Annotated in this window: 14 protein-coding genes; 9 read left to right on the top strand and 5 right to left on the bottom strand. The window is 29.2% G+C overall.

Annotated elements, in window-relative coordinates:
• The first annotated feature begins 18 nt into the window (after window positions 1-18).
• Genes hypF through I4V16_RS12610 form a run of 3 tightly spaced genes read left to right on the top strand, consistent with a single transcriptional unit; the run spans window position 19 to window position 3,573 of the window.
• Window positions 19-2,316, top strand: coding sequence for a carbamoyltransferase HypF (gene hypF / locus I4V16_RS12620; protein ID WP_049179430.1), 2,298 nt, complete (start codon window positions 19-21; stop codon window positions 2,314-2,316).
• A 51-nt stretch (window positions 2,317-2,367) separates the two neighbouring features.
• Window positions 2,368-2,946 (top strand): flavin reductase family protein, encoded by a 579-nt coding sequence (locus I4V16_RS12615; RefSeq protein WP_049179431.1) that lies wholly within the window; start codon window positions 2,368-2,370, stop codon window positions 2,944-2,946.
• Window positions 2,947-3,000: 54 nt separating this feature from the next.
• Entirely contained in the window at window positions 3,001-3,573 is a 573-nt protein-coding gene (locus I4V16_RS12610) for an NUDIX hydrolase (protein ID WP_049179432.1), read from the top strand.
• Between the two features lie 35 nt (window positions 3,574-3,608).
• On the opposite strand, the gene I4V16_RS12605 is transcribed toward I4V16_RS12610, so the two are convergent.
• From I4V16_RS12605 to I4V16_RS12590, 4 genes are all read right to left on the bottom strand, one after another.
• Window positions 3,609-3,956: an arsenate reductase family protein gene (locus tag I4V16_RS12605; RefSeq protein WP_049179433.1), complete on the bottom strand. Its 348-nt coding sequence runs from the start codon at window positions 3,954-3,956 to the stop codon at window positions 3,609-3,611.
• Between the two features lie 8 nt (window positions 3,957-3,964).
• A complete protein-coding gene (gene ppaX, locus I4V16_RS12600) occupies window positions 3,965-4,600 on the bottom strand; it encodes a pyrophosphatase PpaX (RefSeq protein WP_049179434.1) in 636 nt (211 codons plus the stop codon).
• A gap of 124 nt (window positions 4,601-4,724) precedes the next feature.
• The gene (locus I4V16_RS12595) at window positions 4,725-5,291 is read right to left on the bottom strand and encodes an isochorismatase family cysteine hydrolase (protein WP_049179435.1); all 567 of its coding nucleotides are present in this window, start codon (window positions 5,289-5,291) and stop codon (window positions 4,725-4,727) included.
• 13 nt (window positions 5,292-5,304) lie between these two features.
• Window positions 5,305-6,108, bottom strand: a complete 804-nt coding sequence (locus I4V16_RS12590) for a hypothetical protein (protein WP_099329490.1) — start codon at window positions 6,106-6,108, stop codon at window positions 5,305-5,307.
• Window positions 6,109-6,237: 129 nt separating this feature from the next.
• Here I4V16_RS12590 and I4V16_RS12585 point away from each other — a divergent pair, with 129 nt between their 5' ends.
• Complete coding sequence (locus I4V16_RS12585; RefSeq protein ID WP_316347292.1) at window positions 6,238-7,236, top strand: acyltransferase family protein; 999 nt, start codon at window positions 6,238-6,240, stop codon at window positions 7,234-7,236.
• Window positions 7,237-7,327: 91 nt separating this feature from the next.
• Here I4V16_RS12585 and I4V16_RS12580 read toward each other — a convergent pair whose 3' ends face one another.
• Window positions 7,328-8,371, bottom strand: coding sequence for an aldose epimerase family protein (locus I4V16_RS12580; RefSeq protein WP_099329491.1), 1,044 nt, complete (start codon window positions 8,369-8,371; stop codon window positions 7,328-7,330).
• A 201-nt stretch (window positions 8,372-8,572) separates the two neighbouring features.
• Between I4V16_RS12580 and I4V16_RS12575 the strand changes: the two genes are divergently transcribed.
• The 5 genes from I4V16_RS12575 to I4V16_RS12555 all read left to right on the top strand — a co-directional run bounded on the left by I4V16_RS12575 (window position 8,573) and on the right by I4V16_RS12555 (window position 13,627).
• A complete protein-coding gene (locus I4V16_RS12575) occupies window positions 8,573-9,745 on the top strand; it encodes a galactokinase (protein ID WP_049179439.1) in 1,173 nt (390 codons plus the stop codon).
• 11 nt (window positions 9,746-9,756) lie between these two features.
• Window positions 9,757-10,746, top strand: coding sequence for a UDP-glucose 4-epimerase GalE (galE, locus tag I4V16_RS12570; RefSeq protein ID WP_049179440.1), 990 nt, complete (start codon window positions 9,757-9,759; stop codon window positions 10,744-10,746).
• A gap of 12 nt (window positions 10,747-10,758) precedes the next feature.
• A complete protein-coding gene (gene galT, locus I4V16_RS12565) occupies window positions 10,759-12,252 on the top strand; it encodes a UDP-glucose--hexose-1-phosphate uridylyltransferase (RefSeq protein ID WP_099329493.1) in 1,494 nt (497 codons plus the stop codon).
• Window positions 12,253-12,266: 14 nt separating this feature from the next.
• Window positions 12,267-13,280, top strand: a complete 1,014-nt coding sequence (locus I4V16_RS12560; RefSeq protein ID WP_049179442.1) for a LacI family DNA-binding transcriptional regulator — start codon at window positions 12,267-12,269, stop codon at window positions 13,278-13,280.
• Between the two features lie 137 nt (window positions 13,281-13,417).
• On the top strand, window positions 13,418-13,627 hold the full coding sequence (locus I4V16_RS12555) for a cold-shock protein (RefSeq protein WP_049179443.1): 210 nt from the start codon (window positions 13,418-13,420) through the stop codon (window positions 13,625-13,627).
• The last annotated feature ends 88 nt before the right edge of the window (window positions 13,628-13,715 follow it).

The raw sequence follows: 13,715 nt of genomic DNA, 5'->3' as shown, positions 1-13,715 counted from the left end.
TTAAGGTGGTGTTCTACAATGGTTTGTTCACATTTAATAAAAATTACCGGAATAGTCCAAGGGGTAGGCTTTAGGCCATATATATATAATCTTGCAAAAAAATTCAGTTTAAATGGATGGGTTTTAAATGATAGTAATGGTGTGGAAATACATATTGAAGGTCATAAAGAAAGTACCTCATCTTTCATAAATCAAATAAAAACCTCCCCTCCAGAATTATCTAGAATTGAATCCTTTTCTATTAAGGATGATAAAAACTATAACTTAACTTCATTTGAAATTAAAGAAAGCCTACATGCTTGTGAAACCCAAATTTTTATATCACCTGATATATGTACTTGCGAAAATTGTACAACTGATATTTTAGATCCACATAATAAGAGATATTTTTATCCATTTACTAATTGCACTAATTGTGGTCCTAGGTTTTCAATTATAAAAAAAGTTCCTTATGATAGAAAAGTAACCACAATGTCTAACTTTACTCAATGTAAAGATTGTTTTAAAGAGTATACCACTATGAGTAATAGACGCTTTCATGCACAGCCTAATTGTTGTCCAAGCTGTGGCCCTAGAATCTTTATAACTGATAATTCAGGAAATGATATTACCCAAGAAATATTATGGGAAGAAAAAATCAATTCATGGGAATACAATAAAAAACTTATAAATTTCTTTGGTAAAAAGATAAAAGAAGGCTCTATCTTTGCAATAAAAAGTTTATCAGGCTTTCATCTTTGTTGTACTCCTTACTCTGAAAATACAGTAATGGAGCTTAGAAAAAGAAAAGTAAGGAAGTCAAAGCCCTTTGCACTTATGATGAGAGATATCCAAACAATAGAAAATTTTTGTTATGTAAACGAATCTGAAAAGCAACTTTTATTAAGTAAAGAACGTCCTATTGTTATTTTAAAGAAAAAACAGAATAACTCCTTACCTAATATAGTTGCTCCAAATAATAATTATTTAGGAGTCATGCTACCATCTACTCCCCTTCAAATTTTAATATTTCAGACCACTGATATAGACTCTCTTATTATGACGTCAGGAAATCTATCTGGACTTCCTTTAGAATTTGAAAATAAAAAAGCTATAGATAACCTTAGACAATTTTGTGACTTTTTCCTAATGAATGATAGAGATATATTTTTACCCTTAGATGACTCCATAATAAAATGTACCACTTATGATAATATGATTATTAGAAGGAGTCGTGGATATGCCCCTCTCCCTCTTCTTTATAAAGATTCAAAAGAGATTCTTGCTGTAGGTGGTGACATGAAAAACACCTTTGCTATTTCTAAGGGAAATTATATATACCAAGGACCTCATAATGGAGAACTAATTAACTATGAATCCCTAGAAAGATTTAAAAGCAATATAGAACACTATAAAAAATTATTTGAAATAAATCCAAAATTAATTGTTCACGATTTACACCCTAATTATGAAAGTAGTAAATATGCAAGTTCTTTAAATATACCTACTTTAGGAGTGCAACATCATCATGCTCATATAGTAAGCTGCATGGTAGATAACAAATATAGTGAAAAAGTAATTGGTGTAGCCTTTGATGGAACAGGATATGGGGAGGACAACTCTATTTGGGGAAGTGAATTTTTCATTTGTAATTTAAAAGAATATAAAAGGGTTGGACATTTAGACTATATTAGATTCTTAGGTGGAGATGCAAGCCTTAGAGAGGGTTATAAAATTGCCCTATCATATCTGTACAACATAGATTTAAACAAGACTAAAGGAGTTTTAGATACTAATTATAAAAAAACTTATGATATTATATATAAATTACTTTCTGATTCTAAAAAATCTTATCCTTCTTCTAGTATGGGAAGATTATTTGATGGAGTTGCATCACTTCTTAACCTTTGTCACACTTCATCTTTTGAAGGAGAAGCTGCAATAATGCTAGAATCAATTTTAGAAACAGAAACCTTAGATATTGGATATGATTTTAATATTAAAGATATTAATGGAGCATATATTCTCTCTCCACTCCAAATTATAAACTCTGTCCTTATAGATATAGAAAATAAAATTCCTATTGAAAAAATATCCTTAAGATTTCATTCAACCATAGTAAACTATATTATAAAGATGTGTGAATTCCTCAGATTAGATTTTAATATTAATGTAGTTGCACTAAGTGGCGGGGTATTTCAAAATAACTTTATACTTAATAATACCTATAATGAACTTAAGAAGAAGAATTTTAAAGTTCTTACCCATAAAGACATTCCTACAAATGATGGTGGAATATCAATAGGACAACTTGTAATAGCTAAAAATAATTTTTAATGCTATAATTTACGGGATAACAAAAGAGTATTAATACAGAGGAGTTTTTATATGAGCAAAATGGATTTCAAGGGAAGTGTAGTTTTAAATCCAGTTCCAGTGGTTTTAATCACTTCTAAAAATAAAGAAGGAAAAGAAAATGTATTTACAGTAGCTTGGGCTGGTACAGTATGTACTAAACCACCAATGCTTTCTATATCTGTAAGACCTCATAGATTATCCTATGAATATATAAAAGAGTCTATGGAATTTGTGGTTAATATGCCCCACGCAAATATGACTAAAGCTGTAGATTACTGTGGGGTTAAAAGTGGTAGAACAAATGATAAAATTAAAGAAATGGGCTTTACAATGAAGGAATGTAGTCAAATTAACGCCTCATATATAGATGAATGTCCCGTTGCAATAGAATGTAAGGTTAAACAAATTATTCCCTTAGGAACTCACGATTTAATTATTGCAGATGTTTTATGTTCACACATTGACGAAAGCTTAATGGATGAAAAAGGGAAAATTCATTTTGAAGAAGCAAACTTAATTAATTATTGTCATGGAGAATACTATCCAATGACAAAAAAGAGCTTAGGTAGCTTTGGTTATTCTGTTAGAAAGAAAAAAAAGAAGAAATAATTATATTGAAACTCAAGGTTAAAACTTTGAGTTTCTACTATTATGGAGGTTACAATGGACTGGATTAAAGAAATTGAAAACTATGTTCCCTTTAATGAGCAAGAAGAATCAGACAAAAAAATAATTTTAGATGCAATAAGAAATCATAGTAATATTCTAACTAGAGAAAATGAAATAATGCATATAACAAGTTCTGGCTATATTTTAAACAAAGCTAGGGATAAAGTTCTTATGATTTATCATAGAATCTATAACTCTTGGTCTTGGACTGGCGGACATGCTGATGGTGATGATAGCTTGCTACATGTTGCTATAAAAGAGGCAAAAGAAGAAACAGGAATTCAAGACCTAAACCTAATTGTGCCAAATATCTTCTCCCTTGATATTCTTACTGTAGACGGCCATTATAAAAAAGGAAAATTCGTTTCACCTCACCTTCATCTTTCAGTAGCCTATCTATTTGAGGGAGACGAAAATACTAAGCTTATTCTAAATGAAGAAGAAACTAAAGGTGTTAAATGGATTCCTATTTCAGAAATCCATAATGCTTGCACCGAAGATAAAATGATAAAACTCTATGATAAATTTCATGAAAAAATTAATAATTTAATAAAAAGTAACCTCTAGCAACTTTATTGCTAGAGGATAATCCTACTTTTAACCTATTCACTATCTATCCATTCTTGCCATATTTCAGGTTTATAACCAACTGTGGCTTTTTTCCCATTTCTAACTACAGGTGTAACTATAAGACTTCCATCCTTTAATAATATTTCTTCTTTAACCTCTGCACTTCTTATATTCCCTAAGTTTGATTTAGAATAATTCTTAGCTTTTGTATTAATTAATTCATTAATACCTACAGATGATTTTACAGAAGAAAGCTCACCTTTACTCATACCTTTTTCTTTCATATCTATTAAGTGATACTTTATTCTTCTTTCTTTAAAGAATCTTTCCGCCTTCTTAGTATCAAAACACTTCTTAGCTCCAAATATTTGTACGTTCATACACCCTCCTATACAAGTTCCAAAATATCAGTAGGTTTTTTAACCATATATGTTGGCTTTACATCTAATAAATCTTTAATATCTAAAGCAGTATACTCAACTCCACATGTTAAACATCCTGCATTTTTACCACATAACAAATCATAGCTACTATCCCCAACCATTATTGCTTCTTTAGGCTCTACCCCTAATATTTCACAAGCTTTCATAGCTGGCTCTCCTTCTGGCTTATGCTTTGTAGTAGACTCTGGTGATATTATAACATCCATATATTCAAGTATGCCTCCAAGCATCATTCCTCTTTCAGCTACTGTCTTTCTTTTAGAAGTTACTATTCCTAACTTAATTCCTTTACTCTTAAGAGTCTGAAGTAGTTCCATAACCCCTTCAAATGGTGCACACATTTCATCATGATGCTCTAAATTATAAGATCTATATTCGTTAATCATTCTTTCTAATTCTTCTCTATTGTTTGCATATTTTTCTAAAGATCTCTCTAAAGGCTTTCCATACAATCTAGTTATTTCATTCTTAGGCAATTCTATATCTAATACCTCTTTAAACATGTGACAAAATGACTTATAAATTAATTCATTAGTATCTAATAGTGTTCCATCTAAATCAAATAATATTGCTTTAATCATTGCTACTCCTTTAACTCTTTGCTACTATTTATTTTTCTTTTATAAATTATAATATTTTTTCACTCTTAATTCAATTCACACAACTTATTTGCCAATTAAAAAAGAGATTCCAAAAAATCTCTTTTTAAAACTCCTCTATTACTTTTACACCAGCTTGTGACATATCCATAAAAGAATATTTGTTCATTTCTTCTGCACTATGACCTGGTGCATCAAAAGTATCTACACAATTTTTAATTACTATAACATCCATATCTAAATTTTCTTTATTAAAGTATGTTTTTAATGTTAAAGTAAATTGTTTTACACAAATATCAGTTACACATCCAGTAACATACCACTTCTTAACACCCTTATTAATTAAGTCATTTACTTCTATTTGTGTCTCTTCTTCCAAAAATGCATTTGTAGAATTTTTCTTTATAACCTTCATATATTCTTCATATGCTTTAATTTCATCTACCAATTCACATTCTGCTGTACCTTCTACACAATGAGGTGGAAAGCTCTTAAATTCAGCTGCATCCTTTTTGTGACTATCTGTAAATGCCACAATTCTATCCCCATTACCCTTAAATCCTTCTATTGCCTTTACTATATTAGGTATTATTTTCTCTACTCGTTCACTTGATAATGCCCCTTCTCTTGCAAAACCATTGTTCATATCAACTATAAATAAGACTGAATCCATAAATACTCCTCCTTTATAAAGAAACAAAACTTATTACTTCTTTATTATCAATTATTGTTCCTTTATTATATTCAACTTGAAACTTATATTTTCCTTCTTCAATTATATCCTTTTCTCTATACTCATAACACTTTGACACCATATTTAAACATGCTTCATAAACAAAAATATATAAAATATAATAATCTAATTTAGAATTAAGTATTTCAATATTCTTTAAGCCTAGCTTATCCATTCCTACAGTATAAATATCCTGTTTAAAGTTTCCATTCATCCGCATTCTTATGTCTACCCATAATTCAATAGGAAGACTTTCTTCATCTAAACTTACAATTTTATTTTCAAATTCCTCTGGGGATCTTATTGTTTGTATATTATACCAATATATTCCTAATACATTAGTAGAATTTATTATAGCTGCTATTACCTTACTTAATAAGATACAATTCCTAATTTGTTCATCTAACCTTCCATTAATAGATATAACTAAATGTGCAGTATGCTTACTCAGCTTACTTCTTGCTTGTTTAAAGTACCATGCCCTTTCACAAGATTGATTAATTTCATCCCAATCAATTGGATGTGGCATTAACGTTATTATTACCTGTTTATCTTCTATATCTATAGTTCCTATATCCTCTTTCCACTTATTAATAAATATTCTTATGTTAAATTTATCTTCTAAGTACTGTCTAAGATTATTTTTCTTAGGAAGTTCTCTATTTTCTAAGGCAACAAATGCAACAGTAGTTATATTTTTATTTTCTTGTTTAATAGTATTACCTTTTTTTCTCTTAAATAAGTTCTTAAACCACATATCCACCACCCTCTATTAATATTATTTTACCAACTTATGTAATATTACTTCTTTTATTTATATTGACAAATATAATATAAGTAATATAATTGACATGGTTTTGTAATATTTATGTAATACTTTAGATATATACAGGGGGAGGGGATTATTATTAAAACCAGGGATTATTATTTTGACAACCTTAAAGCCTTTTTAATTATTTTTGTAATTATAGGAAATTCTTTAGAACATGCACAACCGTCTTGTTTAAATACACATTACTTTTTACTGGTATTATACATGTTCCATATGCCCCTATTTACATTTGTTTCAGGATATTTTTGCACAAAAAGCAAAAGAACAACTCAAGAAAAAGTAATAAAAATATTCAAGATATATTTAGGTGTACAAATATTCTACTTTCTTTTAAATAAGTTTGTATTTAGCAGTTCATTAACCCTAGAGTTTTTCACACCACAATGGACTATGTGGTATTTATTATCCTTAATATTCTGGTACATTTTATCAGATTATATAAAGGATAAGAAAAAGTGGCTTATACTATCATTAATTGTTTCCTTAGCTATAGGTTTTGATGATAGTGTTGGTAGCTATGCTAGTGTCTCAAGAACTTTTTTCTTTTTACCTTATTTTGTAGCTGGAATGATGTTCAAAAAAGAATACTTAGAAAAGTTAAAAAATTATAGAATTCACTTATTACTTTCTTCTATAGTAGTTTTATTTGTCCTTTACTTATTAAAGGACGGTACTATGCTAGAACTTTTATTTGAATATACTAAGTATGGATTCTACTATGATAACCGTCTTTTCCCATTCTTTATTAGGATATTTCATTACATTGGCTCATTTATATTAGGTGGATTAATACTAAGTTTTATTCCATCAAAAGCAACTAAGCTTCATACTATAGGACAAAATTCATTAATTATGTATGTATGCCATGGAGCAGTGATAAAACTTCTATATATAACACCACTTGTGAATTATTCAACACCTTTTAGGATTGTATTATCTGAGATAACAATATTATTGGTTCTATTTATTATTACATTAGGTTATGTAAAAGCTAAATCTATGTATAAATCTAAAAAAATAATAGATAATAATACATTTACCCGACCTTCTTAGATAAGGTAAATAGATAGTTAAAGAACTAAAAGCTGACTCCTATATTGAATAGAAGTCAGCTTTTTATTAAAAACAGTATATTTATAATATATTAATTTGTAAACTTAAAAATAGTTTTTGCTTTATATTCTTCTCCCTTTCTAAGTATTGATCCATCTAAAAAGGCTTCATTTTTTCCTATAGGAATACCTTGTGTCTCAAAACATATTGCATAATTTTTCCTTAGAAAACCACCACTATATAACTCCTTATTATCTTCCGGATAATTTGTAGTATATACAACTACAGCTTCCCTATCAGTATATACTTCCATAGCTCTACCAGATTCCTTATCTTCTAATCTTACCTTAAGATTATTACTTTTATCTAAAATCCAAGGATGATCATATCCATTTCCCAATTTCAATTGATTATGTTCCCCATTTATATCTTTTCCTATCTCTTTAGGATGATTAAAGTCAAATTCTGTTCCATTAACATCAATCAATTTTCCTGATAAAGCTCCATCTTCTGTTATAGCAGCAAATTTATTAGATTTTATAGTTAGGACTTCATCTAAAACACTTCTCTTTAAGTTTCCAGATAAATTAAAATACGAATGGTTGGTCATATTAAGCAAAGTATCTTTATCGCTTGTCCCATAATACTCTATTGATAATTCATTATTATTATTTAAAGAATACTTTACCTTTAGAGTAACATTTCCTGGATACCCTTCTTCTCCATCTTTACTTACACTTTCTAATATTAATCCAACTTCATCCTGGTCATTATATTTAGTAACATTCCATAGCTTTTTATTAAATCCTATATTACCACCATGTAATGTGTTATTTCCCGAATTCTTTGATAACTGAAAGGTTTCTTTATTTATAGTAACCCTACCATCTGCAATTCTTCCTGCTGTTCTCCCTACCAAAGCTCCAGTATAACCACTATCCCATGTATAATCTTTATAATTTTTCCACCCTACAACTATATTTTCTAAAATTCCATTTCTATCGGGAACATATATCCCTGTTATAATTCCTCCTAAATTCAATATTTTAACTTCAATATTTTTATCATTTCTTAATGAATACTCATATACTTTCCCATTCTTATCTTCAAATACAAACTCTTCATTAATTCTCATAAATACCTCCTAAGAAACCGCTTTCTACTTTTTTCTCTAAATAATATATATTAATCTTCTTGTTTATATAATACTCTTTCAAACCTATCATTGTAAACATAATTATGTAAACAATTAATTAAATTCTTTTATTTAACAAAAAAGTATTTACTTTTTTATAGTAATCGCTTACTATAAAAGTAAATAAAGGAGGGTATTAATATGGAACTTATTGAAAACTTAAAAAATGACTTTACTGAAATCTTTAATGAAAATCCAACTAACATTTATTTTTCACCTGGAAGAGTAAATTTGATCGGAGAGCATACAGATTACAACGGAGGAAATGTATTTCCATGTGCACTTTCTATAGGAACTTATGGACTAACTACTAAAAGAGATGATAAAAAGGTTAGATTATATTCAAATAACTTTAAAGATATTGGAGTTATAGAATTTGATTTAGATCAACTTAAATTTGAAAAAGAACATGATTGGGCTAATTATCCTAAGGGAGTTATTAAAACCTTTAAAGACCATGGTTTTGATATTTCTAATGGATTTAACGTATTAATATATGGAAATATCCCTAACGGTTCAGGGCTTTCATCATCAGCTTCTCTTGAATTATTAACTTCAATAATTCTTAAAGATACTTTCAATTTAGAAGTTGATATGGTTTCTATGGTTAAAATGAGCCAGGAAGCTGAAAATAAATTTATCGGAGTAAACTGTGGGATAATGGATCAGTTTGCTATTGGTATGGGAACTAAGGACTGTGCAATCTTACTTGACTGTAACACTTTAGAATATAGATACAGTAAAATCAATATGGATGGGTACAAGCTAGTAATAGGAAATACTAATAAAAAACGTGGTCTTGTTGATTCAAAATACAACGAAAGAAGAGCTGAATGTGAAGAAGCATTAAGAATATTAAAGGAATATAAGAACGTTTCTTCTCTTGGTGAACTTACAGAGGAAGATTTTGAATCTTTAAAGGATAAAATAGAAAACCCTATCATTAGAAAAAGAGCTAAACATGCTGTATTAGAAAACATAAGAACTTTAAAGGCTGTAGAAACTTTAGAGAATAATAATATAAAAACTTTTGGTGAACTTATGAACCAATCTCATATTTCTTTAAGGGATGACTATGAAGTTACAGGAATTGAACTTGATACTTTAGTTGAGGCTGCTTGGGATCAAAAAGATAATGTCATAGGTTCACGTATGACAGGAGCTGGTTTTGGTGGATGCACAATAAGCATAGTAAAAGAAGATGCTATTGATGAATTCATAAACTACTCTACTGAAAAATATGAAAAAATTATCGGATATAAACCTAGTTTCTACGTAGTAGATATTTCTGATGGAACTAGAAAACTATTTTAGGGGGTTTTAGTATGTCAATATTAGTATGTGGTGGTGCTGGTTACATTGGTTCTCACACAGTTCATCAACTTATAAAAAGCAATGAAGATGTTGTAATTGTGGACAATCTCCAAACAGGACACTTAAAAGCCGTTAATCCAAAAGCTAAATTTTACAAGGGTGATATAAGAGATGATGCTTTCTTAGATAAAGTATTCTCAGAAAATAATATTGAAGCTGTAATACATTTCGCCGCAAACTCATTAGTTGGTGAGAGCATGACTAACCCTTTACTTTACTTTAATAACAATGTATATGGAATGCAAGTATTACTTGAAAGTATGGTTAAACACAACATTGATAAAATTGTATTTTCATCCACAGCTGCTGTATATGGAGAACCAAAAAAAGTTCCTATATTAGAAGATGATGAAACAAACCCAACCAATACCTATGGAGAAACAAAGCTTACAATGGAAAAAATGATGAAATGGGTAAACAAAGCTAATGGAATTAAATTTGTTTCTCTAAGATATTTCAATGTTGCAGGTGCTTTAGAAGATGGTAGTATTGGAGAAGATCACTCACCAGAAACTCATCTTATACCATTAATACTTCAAGTACCTTTAAAGAAACGTGAGCATATAACAGTATTTGGTGATGATTATCCAACAGAAGATGGTACATGTATCCGTGACTATATCCATGTTTTAGATCTTGCAGATGCACACATAAAAGCTCTTAACTATTTAAGAGCCGGAAATGAAAGCAATATCTTTAATCTTGGAAACGGTAAAGGCTTCTCTGTAAAAGAAATGATAGATGCAACAAAAGAAGCTACTGGTGAAGAAATAAAGGTTGTCTTAGGAGAAAGAAGAGCCGGTGACCCTGCTATACTTATAGCTTCAAGCGAAAAAGCTCATAATCTTCTTAACTGGGAACCTAAATATACTAACGTTAAAGATATTATAAAAACAGCATGGACATGGCATTCTAAAAATCCAAACGGATTTAATGATTAAGGAGGTTTTATTATGATAAACCGTGAGATAAATCGACTTATAAATTTTGCTCTTCAAAAAGGTTTAATCTCAGAAGAAGATAGAATATATTCAATTAACATGCTACTTGGAACTTTAAATCTAAATGAATTCGAAGAAGAAATCATTAATGAAACTTTAGATAATCCTACGGAAATTTTAGAAAACATTTTAGACTACGCAGTTTCAAAAGCTATGATTGAAAACTCAACTACAGAAAGAGACTTATTTGATACAAAAGTAATGAACTGTGTTATGCCTAGACCTTCTGAAGTAATTAATACTTTTTCAAGGCTATATAAAGAAGATCCAAAGCATGCAACTGATTACTATTTTGGTTTAAGTATAGCTTCTAATTATATTAGAAAAGAAAGAACTGATAAAAATATTGTATGGAAAACCTCTACCCCTTATGGTGATTTAGATATAACAATTAATCTTTCAAAGCCAGAAAAAGATCCAAAGGAGATAGCTAAGGCTAAGCTTCAAAAAGCTTCATCTTATCCTAAATGTTTATTATGCAAAGAAAATGAAGGTTTCTACGGAACCTTAAATCATCCTGCTCGAGAAACACATAGAATAATTCCATTGAAGCTAAATAAGACAAAATGGTTCTTACAATACTCTCCTTATACCTACTATAACGAGCATTGTATTGTTTTAAACAGTGAGCACGTTCCTATGAAAATCAATAGAACTACTTTTGAAAATCTTTTAGGATTTGTAGAGCAGTTTCCACATTACTTTGTAGGATCAAATGCAGATTTACCAATAGTTGGAGGATCAATTTTGTCACATGACCACTACCAAGGTGGAAGATATACTTTTGCAATGGAAAATGCATTATTAGAAAAATCTTATATCATTCCAGGTTATGAAAAAGTAACTGTTGGACGTTTAAAATGGCCAATGTCTGTAGTTAGATTAGTAAGTGACAATAAGGATGATTTATTAAATTTAGCTGACCATATTTTATCTACTTGGAGAAAATACTCAGATGCTACTGTAGATATTCTAAGTCACACTAATAACGAACCACATAATACTATAACGCCAATAGCTAGATACAAAAATAATAAGTATGAGCTAGACTTAGTTTTAAGAAATAATAGAACTAGTGAAAAATATCCACTTGGTCTTTTCCATCCTCATGAAGAAGTTCATCATATTAAGAAAGAAAACATTGGTTTAATTGAAGTTATGGGACTTGCCGTTTTACCTGCTAGATTAAAAAATGAACTTAATATAATTAAGAAGGCTCTTTTAGATGGTGAAAAAGATATCTCAACTAATGAAATTGTTTCTAAACACGCTAAGTGGTATAATTACATCATTAATAAATACCCATCATTTACAGAGGATACTGTAATGGAAATTTTAAAAGAAGAAGTTGGACTAAAATTCCAAGAAGTATTATCTCATGCAGGTGTATTTAAAAGGGATGAAAAAGGATTAGAAGCCTTTGATAAATTTATAAAAACATTGTAAGGTGGAATAACTCTATGAACATAACTATCACTGAAGTAGCAAAAAAGGCAAATACCTCTGTGGCTACTGTATCAAGGGTAATGAACGGAAATTATCCTGTTAAAGAAGAAACTAAAAAAAGAGTTCTTAAGGCAATTGAAGAATTAAACTATATACCCAACATGCAAGCAAGGGAACTTACCCAAAGAAAATCAACTACAATAGGTGTAATAGTTCCTAGTTTAACTAACTTATTCTTCCCAAGTGTTGTATATGGGATAGAATCCGAATTAAAAAAATATTCTTTATCCATTATATTAATGACCACATCTAATGATAAAGATGAAGAAAAAAAATGTATTAATAATCTGCTTGCTAGAAACGTTGCAGGTATTATAGTGGTTGACCCTACTACATCAAATATTAAAAATAAGTTTTATAACGAATTATCTAAAAAGATACCATTTGTATTTATAAATGGTTATACAACTGTTCCTAATATATCATCAGTTTCAAATGATGAATCTATGGGGTGTAAATTAGCCTTAAGATATCTACTTGATAACAACCACAGAAACATTTTATTTATTCGTGGTAAAGATAGTTATTCTTATGATGTTAAGGAAGAGGTTTATAAAAAGGTCATGATGGATATTGATAACTTCCATCATGAAAATATTATAAATATAGGTGAAGGTAACAGCTTGGCAACCGTAGATAATACTACATCTATGCTGGTAGAACTTTTACCTAAGTTAAATGTAACATCTATATTTGCTTGTAACGACCTTATGGGGGTTGGAGCAATAAATGCTTGTAAAAAGTTAAATATAGAGATACCTAAGGATTTATCTATTATTGGATATGATAATATTCAATTAAGTAGCCTTATCGAACCAAAACTTACTACTATGGATCAAAATATGTACCTACTTGGAACTAATGCTGCAAGCTTAATTAAAGATAAAATTGATTGCAACAATGAATATAGCAAAAGAATTATTTTGAACAATACCTTAGTAGAAAGAGATACAGTTAAAAAAATATAACTTTAAGGGATATACTTAACTATTAGTCATGTATATCCCTTAACTTTATTCTAAATATTATTTATTTTTTAACATAATTATTTTCTTCGAAAGGAATACTAACTAAGACACCATAAAATAAGGAGAGATAATTAAAAATGGCAAGTATAACAGGAACAGTAAAATGGTATAATCAAGAAAAAGGATATGGATTTATTTCTTGTAATGATGGAAAAGATGTTTTCGCTCATCATTCTCAAATAAAAGAAAAAGGTCCAGAAAAAGATTTACACGAAGGTGAAAGTGTATCCTTTGATATACAAGAAGGCGAAAAAGGTCCTATGGCAGTAAATATTCACAAACTATAATAAAAAATAAGAAAGGGGCTGTATCAGATTAAGGTTTTTTACCTTAGGCTGATACAGCCTTATTTTTATAATTTTAAATTTTATTCAT

This window comes from Clostridium sp. 1001283B150210_160208_E6 (assembly GCF_015669365.1).
GTDB lineage: Bacteria > Bacillota > Clostridia > Clostridiales > Clostridiaceae > Clostridium > Clostridium paraputrificum.
The sequence above is the reverse complement of the archived record's forward strand: the minus strand, read 5'-3'. Positions and strand labels throughout refer to the sequence as shown.